Source organism: Pseudomonas sp. FW305-E2 (assembly GCF_058782925.1).
Map to the genome: position 1 here is coordinate 82,475 of NZ_JBYSYE010000002.1, position 15,002 is coordinate 97,476.

Genomic DNA, 15,002 nt, shown 5'->3' on the forward strand with positions numbered 1-15,002 from the left:
CTACCTCGTCATTCCAAGGATCACTGCCATGCGCTCTACCGCTTGCTACAGAACAGCTCTTTCTCTGGCCATCCTGCTGGCCGGCCCCGCGTTTGCCGACAGCGATGATGAAGGCTTCATCGACGGCACGCAGATCCATGTGCTCAACCGCAACTTCTTCTTCAGCCAGGACTATCGCAACGGCGACTTCACCCTCAACCCCAACAAGGGTGAGCGGCAGAGCCTGCATCGTGAATGGGGCCACGGCATCATCGCCAATCTGCAATCCGGTTTCACCCGTGGCACTGTCGGCTTCGGCGTGGATGTGCAGGGGCTGGTCGGGTTCAAGCTCGATGGCGGCAATGGGGCAGTCGGCAATGGTGTCGGCGTGCCCGGCATCGTGTCGCGCTCGGGGAGCAACTTCGATGGCGAGCCCAAGGACAGCTACGGCAAGGTTGGTGCCGCGCTCAAGGTGCGCGCCTTCGACACCGAACTGCGCTATGGCGACGTGAGCCCGACCAGCCCGGTGCTGCACGCCAGCGACATTCGCCTGCTGCCGCAGACACTGCGCGGCTTCATCTTCAACAACAACTCGCTGGATGGCCTGAGCCTGCAGGGCGGCAAGCTGGAGTCGAGCAGTGACCGCAACGCCAGCAACCACCGTGGTGATCTCGGCACCGTCTATGCCGGGCGTATCAAGGGCGCCAACGATGTGGCGTACCTGGGTGGCGATTACCAGTTCAACGACCAGCTCACCTTGCGCCTGCACAGCAGCCGCCTCGACGACGTATGGAACCAGTCGTTCTTCAGCGTCGACCATGTGCAGCCGCTGGGTAGCGAGCTGAGCCTGAAGACCGGCCTCAATTATTACCGCACCCGTGACAGCGGCCAGGCGCTGGCCGGCCAGATCGACAACGACTCATGGAGCGTGCATGCCGGTCTGGCTGCCGGCGCTCATGGCTTCAAGCTGTCCTACACACGCATCGATGGCGACACGCCGTTCGACTACGTGTGGAACACCTATGACCTGCAACTGGATGCCGCCTCGCAGGTTTCCGACTTCAACAACCCCAATGAGCGAGCCTGGGAAGCCCGTTACGACTATGACTTCGCCACGCTTGGCGTGCCTGGGCTGAGCCTAACGGCCCGCTACGTGCGCGGTACCGACATCGACGGAACGCGCGCGGGTGGCGCTTACAGCTACTTCAATGGTACCGAGGACGGCCGCCACTGGGAGCGCAACCTGTGGCTGAAGTACGTGCTGCAGAGTGGGCCGGCCAAGGACCTCTCGTTCAACTTGATGCAGGCCACCCACCGCGTCGGTGGCGATCACGTCGCCGAGTCCAACGTCGACGAACTGCGCCTGATCGTCCAGTACCCGCTGGATATCAGCCTCTGAGAACCTGCTCACGATCTCGCGAGATAACGCCATGCAACACCGATGGCGGCCCCGCAAAAACAGGCGAGTCGCGGTCGGAGTCGCGCTCGACTTCACCCGCTGTAAATGAGCAGTCCGACCACGCTGGCGCTCCAGCTTTTTTTTAACGCAGGAGGGCCGACGCGCAGCAGGTCGTGAACAGGTGCTGAGGCAAGTGTCCGCCCGGCAACAGCCAATCCACAGTTTGCCGCCACAGGTGCTTTTCCAATTATCTGGATTGCGCATCAAGTCATTGAATATGAAAGATTTTCCAGGTTGGTACGGGCTGTGCAGTAGCCCTGGAGAATCCATCACGCTTGGAGCAACACATGACTCAGTCACAACCCGCCGATCTGCGCGAGCAGGTCAGCTCGACGCCTCGGCGCCCGGCACAGATCATCCGTAGCGACGCCGAAGCCATCGAGGTGGCGCAGCGCTTGGCCGAGGATTTTGCCCGTGAGGCAGCCTGGCGTGATCGCGAGCGGCGCCTGCCCTGGGAGGAACTGGATCGCTTCTCCGAAAGCGGTCTGTGGGCAATCAGCGTGCCCAAGGCGCACGGCGGCGCCGGGGTATCTTATGTCACCCTCAGCGAGGTGATCGCGACTATCTCCGCCGCCGACTCATCGCTCGGCCAGTTGCCGCAGAACCACTTTGGTGTGCTCAGCAACCTCGGCCTGACCGGCAGCGAGGCGCAGAAGCGCCGCTACTACGCCAAGGTGCTGCAAGGCTACCGTTTCGGTAACGCCTTTTCCGAAGCGCGCAGCCAGTACGTCACCACCTTCCAGACGCAGATCCGCTTCGACGGCGACAGCGCCGTGCTCGATGGCGAGAAGGCCTACTGCACGGGGGCGCTGTTCGCCCACATCGTCCCGGTCGCGGGTGTCGACGAGGAGGGCCGCCCGCACATCGCCTTCGTGCCACGCGATGCAGCTGGCCTGACGGTGATCGACAGTTGGGATGGCTTCGGCCAGCGCATCACAGCCAGCGGCCAGGTGCGTATCGAAGGCGTGCGAGTGCCAGCGAGCGAGGTGATACCGGCCTGGAAGGCCTACGACCAGCCAACCGCTGATGGCCCGATCTCGCAGATTATCCAGGCCGCCGTGGACACCGGCATCGCCCGTGGCGCCTTTGCCGAAACCCTGCGCGTGGCGCGTCAGGCACGCCCGTGGGTCGACAGCGGCTTGCAGCACGGCTGGCAGGATCCACTTGGCCAGGCGCTAATCGGCGAGCTGGCCTGGCGCCTGCAGGCGGCCGAGGCGATCTTGCAGCGCGCTGCCGAGGCGGTCGATCGCGCCGTCGCCGAGCCTGGCGAAGAGCACGTTGCTGAAGCCTCAGTGGTGGTCGGCCAGGCCAAGGTGCTGTCTACCGAGATTTCCCTTGAGGCGTCCAGTCGCCTGCTGGAGCTGGGCGGCACGCGCAGCGTCTCGGCCAGCCAGGGGCTGGACCGCTTCTGGCGCAATGCGCGCACCCACACGCTGCATGACCCGGTGCGCTGGAAGTACCACCTGGTCGGCAATCAACTGCTCAACGGCGTCAAGCCGCAACGTCATTCCTGGAACTGAGGTCACGCCATGTCCAACACCCATTCCCAAGGCCGGGGTGACCTGGCCCACGCCCGTCATGTCGAGGCAGCTCTGCTTGACTACCTGCGCGGGCAGAGTGCTCGCCATGAAGCGCTGGTCATCGCTGCAGTCGGCGAGTTGCGCATCCGTATCGACGCCGCCGACGCGTTGCTGGCACGCGCCGACGCCTCGCAGTCGGCCGCCATCGCTTTTCGTTTGGGCGCCGCCGAGGCCGCGCGCCTGGCCGCGCAGACGCATTTCGAACTGGTGGGCAGTAGTCTGCCGCGTCCGCAGCCGGGCAGCGCCGAACCGGCACTGCCCACTCAACGGCGACTGCTCGGCGACCACTACCTCAACGGCGCCGCCTTGGCAGATCAGCAAAGGGTGCAAGCATGAGTCGAATCCTGACGTTGCTCACCGCCCTGGTGCTGGCATTGGCGGGCGGCCTGACACAAGCCGAGGAGGAGGGCGAGGCCGTGCCGTCGCTGGCCGGCAAGCGCATTGCCGTGAGCATGACTGGCACCAGTCATTACTTCGACATCAAGGCGTTCCAGGCGCAGGTCAATGAGATCAAGCGCCTGGGCGGCACGCCGATCACCCTCGACGCCGGGCGCAACGACCGCAATCTGGTCACACAACTGAACACGGTGGTCACGCAAAAGCCCGATGCGGTGATTCAGACCCTCGGCACCCTGAGCGTGATCGACCCCTGGCTCAAGCGCATCCAGGCCGCAGGCATCCCGCTGTTCACCATTGATGTGCCATCGCAGTACAGCCTCAACAACACCACCTCGGACAACGTCGCGGCCGGCCGCGCGTTGGCCGAACAGCTGGTGCGCGACACCGGCGGCAAGGGCCGCATCCTGGTGTTCAACGGCTTCTACGGGGTGCCGGTCTGTGCGATCCGCTACGACGAGTTGAAGAAGGTACTGGCCGATCATCCGCAATTGCAGATCGTCCAGCCGGAGCTGCGTGACGTGATTCCCAACACCGTGCAGGACGCCCGCAGCCAGATCGCCGCGCTCCTGAACAAGTACCCCAAGGGCGATATCGCCGCCATCTGGTCGGCCTGGGACATCCCTCAGCTCGGCGCCAGCCAGGCGCTGATCGACACCGGGCGCAGTGAGATCCGCACCTATGGTGTGGACGGCACGCCGGAGGTACTGGAGCTGATCGCCCATGACAACTCGCCCATCGGCGCGGTGGTTGCGCAGCAGCCCGACCTGATCGGCCGCACCGCCGTGCGCAACGTTGCCCGCTATCTGGCCGGCCAGCGTGATCTGCCGAAGGAAACCCATGTCGCCGCGCTATTGACGACCCGCGACAACCTGGCTCAGGTCAAGCACCTGCGAGGTGACCAATGAGTGACAACGACTGCTCCGGCATTTCCCGGCGCTGCCTGCTCGGCGCGTCTTCGGCGATGCTCGCTCTCGGGCTCGCCGCACCATTGACCCGCACCATGGCGGCTGGAGCCGACAGCGGTGCCGAGGCCAGTGCCACAGTGCCTTCGCTGAAGGGCAAGCGCATCGCCATCAGCACCGTGGGCACCAGCATCTACTTCGACAGCCGGGCCTTCAAGGCGCAGGTCGAGGAGGTACAGCGCCTGGGCGGCACGCCGATCACCCTGGATGCCGGGCGCAACGACAAGGCCATGGTGACCCAGTTGCAGAATCTGGTGACGCAGAAGCCCGATGCAGTGATTCACACCCTCGGCACGCTGAGCATCATCGAGCCCTGGTTCAAGCGCATCAGCGCCGCCGGCATCCCGCTGTTCACCATCGAGGTGCCGTCGCAGTACGCGGTCAATACGATTTCCGCAGACAACTGGAGCACGGGTTTGCTGCTGGCCAAGCAGTTGGTGGCCGATCTGCGCGGCAAGGGCAGGGTGCTGCTGTTCAATGGCTTCTATGGCGTGCCGAGCTGCGGCATTCGCTATGACCAGTTGAAGCTGGTGAGCAAGTTCTACCCGCAGATCGAGTTCATCCAGCCGGAGTTGCGCGACGTGATTCCCAACACCGTGCAGGATGCCCGCAGTCAGGTTGCCGCCTTGCTCAACAAGTACCCCAAGGGTGAGCTCGACGCGATCTGGGCGGCCTGGGATCTGCCGCAGCTCGGTGCCAGCCAGGCGCTGATCGAAGCCGGGCGCAATGAAGTGCGCACCTATGGCGTCGACGGTACGCCCGAGGTGCTGGAACTGCTGCGCCAGCCCGGCAGCCCGGTGGCTGCAGTGGTGGCGCAGCAGCCTGCGTTGATTGGCCGGACGGCGGTGCATAACGTCGCCCGCTATCTGGCCGGCGAGCACGATCTGCCGCCCGAAACCTTCGTCGAGACCCTGCTGACCACGGCGGGCAACGTCGATGACGTCAAACGCATCCGAGGCGACGCATGAGTACGCCGGTGCTGGAGCTGCGTGGCATCGTCAAGACCTTCGGTGCCACCCGGGCGCTCGACGGCGCCAGCCTGCGGGTGGCGGCGGGCAGCGTGCACGGTCTGGTGGGCGAGAACGGCGCCGGCAAGTCTACGCTGATCAAGGTGCTGGCCGGCATTCACCGCCCGGACGCCGGCAGCCTGCTGCTCGACGGCCAGCCGCACAGGCATTTCAGCCCGCGCCAGGTGGAGCGCCTGGGCATTGGCTTCATCCACCAGGAACGCTTGTTGCCGGCCCGTTTCACCGTGGGTGAAGCCTTGTTCTTCGGCCACGAACGGCGATTCGGGCCCTTGCTCGATCGCCGCTCCCAGCAGCGCGAGGCCGCGCGTCTGCTGGACGACTACTTCGGCCTGCGACTGCCGGCGAATGCGCTGATCGGTGAACTGAGCAGCGCCGAGCAACAGATGGTGCAGATCGTCCGCGCGCTGCTGATCAAACCGCGTGTGCTGGTGTTCGACGAACCCAGCGTGGCCCTGGTGCAGCGTGAGGTGGAGCGTTTGCTGCGGATCGTCCAGCGCCTGCGTGACGATGGCCTGGCGATCGTCTACATCTCCCATTACCTGCAGGAAATCGAGGCCCTGTGCGACCGCGTGACGGTACTGCGCAACGGTCGCGATGTCGCTGAAGTCTCCCCGCGCAACACGTCGCTGGAGCAGATCACCCGCCTGATGGTCAACCGCGAAGTCGGCGAGCTGTACCCCAAGGTAGCGGTGCCTGCCGGTGCGCTGTTGCTCGACGTACGCGGGCTGGGTCGGGCACGGGCCTACCAGGGCATCGACCTGCAGGTGCGCCGTGGCGAGATCGTCGGCCTCACCGGGCTGGTGGGCTCGGGCGCCAAGGAGTTGCTACGCAGCCTGTTCGGCCTGGCGCCACCGGACAGCGGCGAGGTGCGCCTGGACGGGCAACCGTTGTCCTTGCGCAGCCCGCGCGAAGCTGTCGCCCAGGGCGTCGCGCTGATGCCCGAGGAGCGCCGTCGGCAAGGCGTGGCGCTCGACCTGAGCGTGCAGGAGAACACCACCCTGGCGGCACTGTCGCGCTTCGTCCGCCTGGGGCTGCTGTCGCCGGCGCGCGAGCGGCATACCACCCTGGAGCTGATCGAGCGCCTGAGGATCAAGGCCCCTGGCGCGCATGCCAAGGTGCGTCAGCTCAGCGGTGGCAATCAGCAGAAGGTGGCGCTGGCCAAGTGGTTCGCGCGGTGTTCCAGCCTGTACCTGCTGGACGAGCCCAGCGTTGGCATCGATGTTGGCGCCAAGGTGGAGATCTATCGGCTGATCGGTGAACTGGTGAAGGAGGGCGCCGGGGTGTTGATCCTCTCGTCCGACCTGCCGGAGTTGATCGGCCTCTGCGACCGCATTCATGTCATGCACCGCGGCGCCATCGCCGCACGTTTCGCCGCTGGCGAGGCGAACAGTGACCGCCTTCTGGCGGTGGCTACCGGCGCGCAACGCGCGCAGAACGAGGAACGACCTTTCTATGCCTATGCCATTGCTATCTGATGCCTTCCACCCGCGATTCGCGCAGTGGCTGCTGCGCCGTGGTGCGCTGCTGGCCTTCGCCGCGATCCTGCTGGCCTTCGCCCTCAGTGCGCCGAACTTCCTCACCCCGAGCAACCTGGTCAATGTGCTGGCCCAGTCGGCGATCCTCGGCAGCCTTGCCTTCGGCCTGACCACGGTGATCATCGGCGGCGGCTCGAACGTGGTGTCCGGTGGGCTTGATCTGTCGCTGGCGGCCAACCTCGGGTTGTCCGCTGCGGTCTACGCCAGCCTGAACAACGCCGGTTTCGGCGATGTTGTCAGCATCGCCGCGACGCTTGGCACTGGCCTGGCCATCGGCACGCTGAATGCGCTGGTGGTGGTCGGTTTCCGTTTGCCGCCGCTGCTGGCAACCCTGGCCACGATGAACCTGGTGGCCGGGCTGGAACTGGTGCTGACCGAAAACACCGTGCTGCCCAGCACTTCGCCGTTGCTGGAAGGGCTGGCCTTCGGTAGTTGGCTCGGCGTGCCAGCCCTGGCCTGGGTGCTGCTGGCGGTCGGTGGCGTGCTGATCGTGTTGATGCAGTACACGCCATTCGGCCTGCGCCTGTACGCCATCGGCGAATACCCGGAGGCGGCTAATGCCGCTGGGCTGTCGGTGCGTGGCTACGTGTTCGCCAGCTACCTGATCAGCGGTCTGTGCGGCAGCCTGGCCGCGTTTTGTTCGGCGGCCTGGTTCAGCGGCAGCACCACCGGCTCCGGCGAGATGCTGCTGTCGGTGGTGGCCATTGCTTTTCTTGGGGTGATCTTCTCCCAGCGTCTGCAGCCGAGCATCGGCGGCACGCTGCTGGCAACGATGCTGGTCGGGGTGCTGATCAACGGCTTCCAGCTTCTGAATATTTCCAGCTTCTGGGTCGACGGCGTGCAGGGTGTCCTGATCCTGCTGGTGGTGGCCCTGTCCGGTTTGCGCAACAAGGAGGCCTGAGATGTCCGATTCGTTATCCGCCCCGCAGCCTGCCGGTCTGACCGGGCTCTCTGGCCAGGCGTTGCTGCGCCTGGTCATGCCGACGCTGTTCGCCGCCGTTCTACTGTTCTTCGCGTTGAAGGCACCCGGCTTTCTCACCGTCGGCAACCTGTCCAGCCTGTTATTGAACAATTTTGTGTTGCTGGCCATCGTCTCCATCGGCATGACCTACGCCATCGCCGCGGGTGGCATCGACCTGTCAGTCGGCACTGCGCTGGACTTCTCGGCGCTGACCTTCGTCCTGCTGCTCAATGCCGGCTTCGGGCTCTATGTCGCGATTCCCGGTGGGCTGCTGGCTGGCAGCCTGGCCGGGTTGTTCAATGCCGGGCTGATCGCCGGGCTGCGTATTTCCCCTTTTCTGGCCACCCTTGGCACGCTGTTCATTGGCAGCAGCGTGCAAAAGCTGCTTTCCGATGGCGGACAACCGATCTACCTGGAGGCGCAGGTGCGCAGCGGCTTGGCCAGTGAGCGCTTGCTCGGCGTGCCGCTACCCTTGCTGCTGGTGGCACTGTTGGCGCTGGTGTATGGCGTGGTATTGGCGCGTGGCCGCTTAGGCCGGGAGATCATCGTCCTTGGCAGCCAGCCACTGGTGGCGCGTTATTCGGGCCTGGCGCAGCGACGTATCGCTGCCCTGGTGTTCATCGCCAGTGCCTTTGCCAGCGCGCTGGCGGGCATCCTGCTGCCGGCCACGGTGAACGCCTACGCGCCGATGTCCGGCAATGCCTTCCTGATGAATGCCATCGGTGCGGTCTTCATCGGTGCCACGCTGAGCCTGCACAACCGGGTCAACGTACCCGGTACACTGCTCGGTGTGCTATTTCTCAACGTCACGGCCAACGGTCTGCTGCTGATTGGCTGGAATTTCTTCTGGCAGCAGGTGGCCACCGGCGTTCTGATTCTCTCGGTTCTGCTGTTCAGTTTTGCCAGTCGGCGACTCGGCGCTGGCTAGTTCTGGCGTTTCGGGCGAAACGCCAGTGCCGTGACGAGGCCTGGGGGTGTGCCCCAGGCCATGCTTTCAGGACTGCTTGGCACCGCCACCGATCTGCCAGACATAGGGCGGTTCACTGCCATTGACGTGCCAGTCGCCGATGATGCGTTCCTTGTAGATCACCGGGTTGTGCGAGGCGGCAGTACGGGCGTTGCGCCAGTGGCGATCGAGCTGTTTGGTGGTGCTGGTACCGGAGGCGCCGAGGGTGTTGAACAGGTCGCTGGTGGCACGCAGCACCCATTCGATGGCCGCCACCTGGGCCTGGGCCGATTCCAGTTCGGCGGCGATGTTGCCCTTGCGCTCGGCGTTCTCGTCATTGCCGAAACGCGCCAGGTAGGCTTGCTGCGCGGCCTCGCTGGCGCGCAGGGTGCCTGCCTCGGCGGCGTAGATCAGCCCGGAGGCCTTGCCGATAACCTGCAATACCTGTGGATCCTCGCTTACCGCTGCGCCATTGCCATGGCTGAACACGCGCGTGCGCTTGCTGGTTTCCTGGCTGAAGTCACGCACGGCGGCGCGGCCGGAACCGACGATGACGGCGAGCAGCACCAGTTGGTAGAAGGCCGTCTGGTATTTGAAGCGGGTGGCGAAGTCGATGATGTTCTCTTCCTCGACCACCGCGTTCTCGAACACCGAGGTGCCGCTGCCGGTGGTGCGCTGGCCAAAACCATCCCAGTCGTCGCTCTGGGTGATGCCGGGTTGGCGGGTACGGATCGCTGCGATCACGTCGCCACCGGTGTCGTCTCGGCGGGCGAACAGGTCGATCCAGTCGGAGAAGAGGCTGCCGGTGCTGTAGTACTTGGTGCCATTGACCACCCACTGATCACCCTGGCGCGACACCCGGGTGCTGACGTCGCCGATCTTCACTGCGCCCACCTCCGTCCAGGCGCAGCCCACCAGATCGCCGTCGACGAAGCGTTTGAACCAGACGTCCTGTGGGGTGCTGGCATGGGCGTTGAGGCGGTCCTCGACGAAAGCAAAATGCCCGCGCAGTGCCTGCGGCACATTGGAGTCGGCTTCGGCCAGTTCGATCAGCAGCTGGAACAACTGTGGCAGGGAAGCGCCGGCACCGCCCTGTTCGACGGGTACACGCACGGCGCCGAAGCCGGCGTCCTTGAGCCACTGGATGGGCTCATGGGGCAGGGTGCGGTTGCGCTCGCGTGCCACGCTGGATTCGGCGATGCGGGTAAAGATGGGGCGGAAGCGGGCGGCAAGGGATTCGTAGTGGGTACCGGTAGACAGGTGGGGCAGTGGGGCTTGGGCGGTCATCGCAGTTCTCCTCGATTGATGCGATTGCTGACGGCGATGCTCTCGCAAACTTCGTGCCTTGCAGTGAATGCCTTTTAAATCAATGGGTTGTGATCATTCTGGTGGGGCGGGCTGTTCGCTCGCCGACAGCTTGCTGAATGACTGTTGGTGGGCGGTCAATTGCGTTTTCCGGGGCAACTGTTGGCCGAGGGTCAGTGGTTCAACAGCTTGTTGGCCAAAAGACAGTTCAGGCTGCTAGCGCTAGCGTTCAAGTACCTGAATTTAAAGGTTTTTATGGATTGGCACGGTTGCTGCTGAAGCTTCCTCAGGTAATGCCCGCTGGGCAAGGAGGGATGAGCATGAACGCACGTGTTATCAGGGTCGTGGTAGTGTCCGGCAGCCTGCGGGCTCCATCACGCACCCATGGTCTGCTGCAGGCCCTGGTGGAGCGGCTGCCGGCCGTGTTGCCGAAGCTGGAGGTGCACTGGGTGCGCATCGCCGAACTGTCCGCCAGCCTGGCCGGTTCGCTGGAGCGCGATAGCGCCTCGGCTGACCTGCAACCGCATTTGCAGGCCATCGAGCAAGCCGACCTGCTACTGGTCGGCAGCCCGGTGTATCGCGCGTCCTACACCGGTTTGTTCAAGCACCTGTTCGACCTGGTCGATTACCAGTCGCTCAAGGGCGTGCCCGTGGTGCTTGCCGCCACCGGTGGTAGCGAGCGACATGCCTTGATGATCGATCACCAGTTGCGCCCGCTATTCGCTTTCTTCCAGGCCCACACCCTGCCGTACGGCCTGTACGCCAGTGTCGAGTCTTTCGACGATCAGCGCCTGGCTGACCCTGCGCAGTTCGAACGGATCGAGCGGGTACTCGATACCGTCGGCGCCTTCTTTCATATCCCGGTCGCCCGCGCGGCCTGACTTTCCGAGTTACAGGAGACATCGCCATGAGCCAACCGATCAAATTCGCCTACTGGGTTCCTAACGTCAGCGGTGGCCTCGTTGTCAGCAAGATCGAACAACGCACCAGCTGGGACATCGATTACAACCGCAAGCTGGCGCAGATTGCCGAGCGTTCCGGGTTCGAGTACGCGCTTTCGCAGATCCGCTTCACCGCCGGCTATGGCGCTGACAACCAGCACGAGTCGGTAACCATCAGCCACGCGCTGCTGGCCGCCACCGAAAAACTCAAGGTGATCGCCGCGATCCTGCCCGGACCCTGGACGCCGGTATTGGCAGCCAAGCAATTGGCAAGCATCGACCAGTTCACCGCGGGCCGCATCGCCATCAACGTGGTGTCCGGCTGGTTCAAGGGCGAGTTCCGCGCCATCGGCGAGCCATGGCTGGACCATGACGAGCGCTATCGCCGATCCGAGGAGTTCATTCGTGCCCTGAAGGGCATCTGGACCCAGGACAATTTCAGCTTCCACGGCGATTTCTACCGTTTCAACGACTACACCCTCAAGCCCAAGCCGCTGCAGCACCCGCACCCGGAAATCTTCCAGGGCGGGAGCTCGCGGGCCGCGCGCGACATGGCCTCGAGGGTCTCCGACTGGTACTTCACCAATGGCAACAGTGTCGAGGGCATCAAGACCCAGGTCGACGATATCCGCACCAAGGCAGCGGCCAACGGGCATTCGGTGAAGGTCGGGGTAAACGCTTTCATCATCGCCCGCGACACCGAGGAAGAGGCCCGCGCGGTGCTGGCAGAGATCATCGCCAAGGCCGACCCGGAGGCGGTCAACGGCTTTGGCAGTGAAGTCAAGAACGCCGGTGCGGCCAGCCCGGAAGGCGAGGGCAACTGGGCCAAGTCGACCTTCGAAGACCTGGTGCAGTACAACGACGGCTTCAAGACCAACCTGATCGGTACGCCACGGCAGATCGCCGAACGCATCGTCGCGCTCAAGGCGGTCGGCGTCGACCTGATCCTCTCCGGCTTCCTGCACTTCCAGGAAGAGGTCGAGTATTTCGGCAAGCATGTGTTGCCGCTGGTGCGCGAACTGGAGCAGGAGCAGCATGCCTCCCTCGCTGTGGCCTGAGGTGCGTGGCCATGCATGAGGCGCTCGCGGACAACCTGCCGGCCAGCTTGCTGGCCCGGGCACATCAACGTGGGGCGGACGTTGCGTTGCGCCACAAGCGTCTAGGCCTGTGGCAGGCGCGCAGCTGGGCGCAACTGCTGGCCGAGGTGCAGAGCCTGGCCACCGGGCTGCGCGAGGTCGGCTTCGCGGCCGGCGACAGCCTGCTGATCGTCAGCCGGCCGCGCCCTGAGGCGCTGCTGGCAAGCCTGGCGGCGCAGTGGCTGGGCGGCGTCGCGGCACTGCTCGACCCGCTGATGCCCGACGCGGAGCAACTGACGCTGTTGCGTGAACTGCAGGCCGGGTTCGTCTTTGCCGAAGGTCAGGAGGAGGTCGAGCGGGTGCTGGCGAGCGGTCATGTGCCGGCATTGCTGTTCTACGCCGATGGCCGTGGCCTGGCGGATTCCGGGTTGCCGAATTACGCTCGCCTGGCCGCGCAGTTGCCCGATCCTGCCTTGCCGGTGCAGGCGCAGAGCGAGCGCCCAGCGTTCAGCTTTCACCGGCTGGATGCCGATGGCCAACTTCAGCAGCACGGGCTCAGCCATGCCGAGGTGCTGGGCGAGGGGCGTCGGTTGGTCGAACAGGAGCGCCTGACGGCGGCCGAGGAAGCCTTGGCCTCCCGCAACTTCGCCACCAGCGGCCAGGCCCGCTACCTGCTGGCGCCTTGGCTGCTGGCAGGCTTTCGGATGAATTTTCCGGAGAGCCTGGCGACCCGCGACACCGACCGCCGTGAACTCGGCCCGACCCTGGTACTCGGCACCCACGACAGCTACGGCCGCCTGTATGTACTGGCTCAGCAGCGTCTACCGCTGCCGGGCAGCCTGCTGCGGCGCGGGCTGGACTGGGCGCTTGACGCGCGCGGTGGGTTGCTGCGCAACGGCCTTGGCCACGTGTTGCTGCGTCGGCCGCTGCGCGATGTGCTGGGCCTGAGCCGCACCCGGGTGCCGCTGCTGGTCGGTGAGGCCCTGCCGGGCGAGGTGCAGGCGTTCTTCGCCGCCCTTGGGGTGGCGCCGCGTATCTGGCGGGAGGCACCCCGCTGGCAGGCCGTGCGCAGCCCCCGTTCATCCCTCGCTGCTCGGTCGCAAGGCCGGGTTCAGCCCGTCTGAGGAGCGTTCATGTCGAACTTCCCGTTGCTGGAACTGGAGGGCATCAGCCTTTCGTTCAAGGGTGTGAAGGCCATCAGCGACATCGGCTTCAGCGTCGCCGAAGGCGAGATCTGTGCGCTGATCGGGCCCAATGGCGCGGGCAAGAGCTCGCTGCTGAACATCATCAATGGCGTCTACCGGGCGCAGCAGGGGCGTATTCGTTTTGCCGGGCAGCAGCGTCGGGTGATGCACCCACATGCAGCGGCACGCGACGGCATCGCTCGCACCTTCCAGAACATCGCGCTGTTCAAGGGCATGAGCGTGCTCGACAACGTGCTCACCGGGCGCAACCTCAAGCGCCGCAGTTCCTGGCTGGAGCAGGCGTTGCGCATCGGCCGCGCGCCGGGCGAGGACGATCGCCAACGCGCCGCCGCCGAGCGGGTCATCGAGTTTCTGCGCATCCAGCCGTGGCGTGACGAAATCGTTGGCACCTTGCCCTATGGCCTGCAGAAGCGGGTCGAGCTGGCCCGTGCGCTGGCCGCCGAGCCGCGCCTGCTGCTGCTCGACGAGCCGATGGCCGGGATGAATGCCGAGGAGAAGCGCGAAATGAGCCGCTTCATCGTCGAGATCAACCGTGAGTTCGGCATGACGGTGGTGCTGATCGAGCACGACATCGGCGTGGTCATGGGCATTTCCCACCATGTGGTGGTGCTCGATTACGGCCGCAAGATCGGCGACGGCTCCCCCGAGCAGGTTCGCCGCAACCCCGACGTGATCGCGGCCTATCTGGGTGTCCGCCCGGCGGCAGCTTCGGGGCTGTTCCCACACAGGAGCGCGACATGGCATTCTTTTTCGAAGTGCTGATCGGTGGCCTGCTGGCCGGGGTGATGTACTCCCTGGTGGCCATCGGTTTCGTACTGATCTACAAAGCCAGCGGTGTGTTCAACTTCGCCCAGGGGGCGATGGTACTGTTCGCCGCGCTGACCTTCGTCAGCCTGCTGGAGCGCGGCGTGCCGTTCTGGCTGTCCTTTCTCGTCACCCTGGCGACGATGATCGCCCTGGCGCTGCTGATCGAACGGGCGGTACTGCGGCCATTGGTGGGGCGTTCGCCGATTACCCTGTTCATGGCCACGCTCGGCCTGGCCTACATCATCGAGGGCGCCGCCCAGGCCCTGTGGGGCGCTCAGGTTCACGGCCTGGAGCTGGCCATCAGCGACGCGCCGCTGGAACTGGGTGGCTTGCTGCTGTCGCAGTTCGACCTGTTCGCCGCCGCAACCGCGGGGGGCGGCCCTGGTGGTGCTACTGTCCTTGCTGTTCAACCGCACACGCATCGGCCTGGCGCTGCGTGCGGTGGCTGACGATCCCCGCGCGGCGATGAGCGTCGGTATCCGCCTGCCGAGGGTGTGGGCGGTGGTCTGGGCGGTGGCCGGGTTCGTCGGGCTGGTCGCCGGGCTGCTCTGGGGCGCGCGCCTGGGGGTGCAGTTCTCGCTCTCGCTGGTGGTGCTCAAGGCCCTGCCGGTGCTGATCATCGGCGGCTTCACCTCGATCAGCGGGGCGATCGTCGGCGGCCTGATCATCGGCGCTTCGGAGAAGCTCGCCGAGGTGTACCTCGGGCCGCTCATCGGCGGCGGCATCGAAAACTGGTTTCCCTATGTGCTGGCCCTGCTGTTCCTGCTGGTGCGTCCGGCTGGGCTGTTCGGCGAGCGCGCCATCGAGCGAGTCTGAGGA

General features: G+C 65.1%; 13 protein-coding genes and 1 pseudogene. 13 read left to right on the forward strand and 1 reads right to left on the reverse strand.

What is annotated here, in order from left to right:
• The first annotated feature begins 28 nt into the window (after window positions 1-28).
• The 8 genes from AC3WLP_RS03020 (at window position 29) to AC3WLP_RS03055 (ending at window position 8,831) form a co-directional block, all read left to right on the forward strand.
• Window positions 29-1,378, forward strand: coding sequence for an OprD family porin (locus AC3WLP_RS03020; RefSeq protein ID WP_088512277.1), 1,350 nt, complete (start codon window positions 29-31; stop codon window positions 1,376-1,378).
• Between the two features lie 347 nt (window positions 1,379-1,725).
• The gene (locus tag AC3WLP_RS03025) at window positions 1,726-2,958 is read left to right on the forward strand and encodes an SfnB family sulfur acquisition oxidoreductase (protein WP_014756367.1); all 1,233 of its coding nucleotides are present in this window, start codon (window positions 1,726-1,728) and stop codon (window positions 2,956-2,958) included.
• 9 nt (window positions 2,959-2,967) lie between these two features.
• Window positions 2,968-3,354 (forward strand): hypothetical protein, encoded by a 387-nt coding sequence (locus tag AC3WLP_RS03030; protein ID WP_003253982.1) that lies wholly within the window; start codon window positions 2,968-2,970, stop codon window positions 3,352-3,354.
• Window positions 3,351-4,322: a sugar ABC transporter substrate-binding protein gene (locus AC3WLP_RS03035; protein WP_088512276.1), complete on the forward strand. Its 972-nt coding sequence runs from the start codon at window positions 3,351-3,353 to the stop codon at window positions 4,320-4,322. Before AC3WLP_RS03030 ends, AC3WLP_RS03035 begins: the two co-directional genes overlap by 4 nt.
• Window positions 4,319-5,347 (forward strand): sugar ABC transporter substrate-binding protein, encoded by a 1,029-nt coding sequence (locus AC3WLP_RS03040; protein ID WP_012052704.1) that lies wholly within the window; start codon window positions 4,319-4,321, stop codon window positions 5,345-5,347. The genes AC3WLP_RS03035 and AC3WLP_RS03040 overlap by 4 nt, the downstream gene beginning before the upstream one ends.
• The gene (locus tag AC3WLP_RS03045) at window positions 5,344-6,882 is read left to right on the forward strand and encodes a sugar ABC transporter ATP-binding protein (RefSeq protein WP_088512275.1); all 1,539 of its coding nucleotides are present in this window, start codon (window positions 5,344-5,346) and stop codon (window positions 6,880-6,882) included. The genes AC3WLP_RS03040 and AC3WLP_RS03045 overlap by 4 nt, the downstream gene beginning before the upstream one ends.
• A complete protein-coding gene (locus AC3WLP_RS03050) occupies window positions 6,866-7,843 on the forward strand; it encodes an ABC transporter permease (protein WP_003253978.1) in 978 nt (325 codons plus the stop codon). The genes AC3WLP_RS03045 and AC3WLP_RS03050 overlap by 17 nt, the downstream gene beginning before the upstream one ends.
• A 1-nt stretch (window position 7,844) precedes the next feature.
• Entirely contained in the window at window positions 7,845-8,831 is a 987-nt protein-coding gene (locus AC3WLP_RS03055; RefSeq protein ID WP_088512274.1) for an ABC transporter permease, read from the forward strand.
• 66 nt (window positions 8,832-8,897) lie between these two features.
• On the opposite strand, the gene AC3WLP_RS03060 is transcribed toward AC3WLP_RS03055, so the two are convergent.
• The gene (locus tag AC3WLP_RS03060; RefSeq protein WP_088512273.1) at window positions 8,898-10,136 is read right to left on the reverse strand and encodes an acyl-CoA dehydrogenase family protein; all 1,239 of its coding nucleotides are present in this window, start codon (window positions 10,134-10,136) and stop codon (window positions 8,898-8,900) included.
• Window positions 10,137-10,474: 338 nt separating this feature from the next.
• Here AC3WLP_RS03060 and msuE point away from each other — a divergent pair, with 338 nt between their 5' ends.
• The 5 genes and pseudogenes from msuE (at window position 10,475) to AC3WLP_RS03085 (ending at window position 14,999) form a co-directional block, all read left to right on the forward strand.
• On the forward strand, window positions 10,475-11,035 hold the full coding sequence (msuE, locus tag AC3WLP_RS03065) for an FMN reductase (RefSeq protein ID WP_003253975.1): 561 nt from the start codon (window positions 10,475-10,477) through the stop codon (window positions 11,033-11,035).
• A 26-nt stretch (window positions 11,036-11,061) separates the two neighbouring features.
• Window positions 11,062-12,153 (forward strand): dimethylsulfone monooxygenase SfnG, encoded by a 1,092-nt coding sequence (gene sfnG / locus AC3WLP_RS03070; RefSeq protein WP_003253974.1) that lies wholly within the window; start codon window positions 11,062-11,064, stop codon window positions 12,151-12,153.
• A gap of 11 nt (window positions 12,154-12,164) precedes the next feature.
• A complete protein-coding gene (locus tag AC3WLP_RS03075) occupies window positions 12,165-13,295 on the forward strand; it encodes an AMP-binding protein (protein ID WP_088512542.1) in 1,131 nt (376 codons plus the stop codon).
• Between the two features lie 9 nt (window positions 13,296-13,304).
• The gene (locus AC3WLP_RS03080; protein ID WP_012052699.1) at window positions 13,305-14,138 is read left to right on the forward strand and encodes an ABC transporter ATP-binding protein; all 834 of its coding nucleotides are present in this window, start codon (window positions 13,305-13,307) and stop codon (window positions 14,136-14,138) included.
• Window positions 14,114-14,999, forward strand: a pseudogene (locus AC3WLP_RS03085) (branched-chain amino acid ABC transporter permease). The gene AC3WLP_RS03080 and the pseudogene AC3WLP_RS03085 overlap by 25 nt, the downstream one beginning before the upstream one ends.
• Window positions 15,000-15,002 lie beyond the last annotated feature (3 nt).

Bases quoted from the DNA above. Each gene is read 5' to 3' on its own strand.
- AC3WLP_RS03050 (WP_003253978.1), top strand. From the start codon at position 6,866: ATGCCATTGCTATCTGATGCCTTCCACCCGCGATTCGCGCAGTGGCTG.
- AC3WLP_RS03060 (WP_088512273.1), bottom strand. From the start codon at position 10,136: ATGACCGCCCAAGCCCCACTGCCCCACCTGTCTACCGGTACCCACTAC.
- AC3WLP_RS03080 (WP_012052699.1), top strand. From the start codon at position 13,305: ATGTCGAACTTCCCGTTGCTGGAACTGGAGGGCATCAGCCTTTCGTTC.
- AC3WLP_RS03055 (WP_088512274.1), top strand. From the start codon at position 7,845: ATGTCCGATTCGTTATCCGCCCCGCAGCCTGCCGGTCTGACCGGGCTC.
- AC3WLP_RS03075 (WP_088512542.1), top strand. From the start codon at position 12,165: ATGCATGAGGCGCTCGCGGACAACCTGCCGGCCAGCTTGCTGGCCCGG.
- sfnG (WP_003253974.1), top strand. From the start codon at position 11,062: ATGAGCCAACCGATCAAATTCGCCTACTGGGTTCCTAACGTCAGCGGT.
- AC3WLP_RS03040 (WP_012052704.1), top strand. From the start codon at position 4,319: ATGAGTGACAACGACTGCTCCGGCATTTCCCGGCGCTGCCTGCTCGGC.
- AC3WLP_RS03025 (WP_014756367.1), top strand. From the start codon at position 1,726: ATGACTCAGTCACAACCCGCCGATCTGCGCGAGCAGGTCAGCTCGACG.
- AC3WLP_RS03030 (WP_003253982.1), top strand. From the start codon at position 2,968: ATGTCCAACACCCATTCCCAAGGCCGGGGTGACCTGGCCCACGCCCGT.
- AC3WLP_RS03035 (WP_088512276.1), top strand. From the start codon at position 3,351: ATGAGTCGAATCCTGACGTTGCTCACCGCCCTGGTGCTGGCATTGGCG.
- msuE (WP_003253975.1), top strand. From the start codon at position 10,475: ATGAACGCACGTGTTATCAGGGTCGTGGTAGTGTCCGGCAGCCTGCGG.
- AC3WLP_RS03045 (WP_088512275.1), top strand. From the start codon at position 5,344: ATGAGTACGCCGGTGCTGGAGCTGCGTGGCATCGTCAAGACCTTCGGT.
- AC3WLP_RS03020 (WP_088512277.1), top strand. From the start codon at position 29: ATGCGCTCTACCGCTTGCTACAGAACAGCTCTTTCTCTGGCCATCCTG.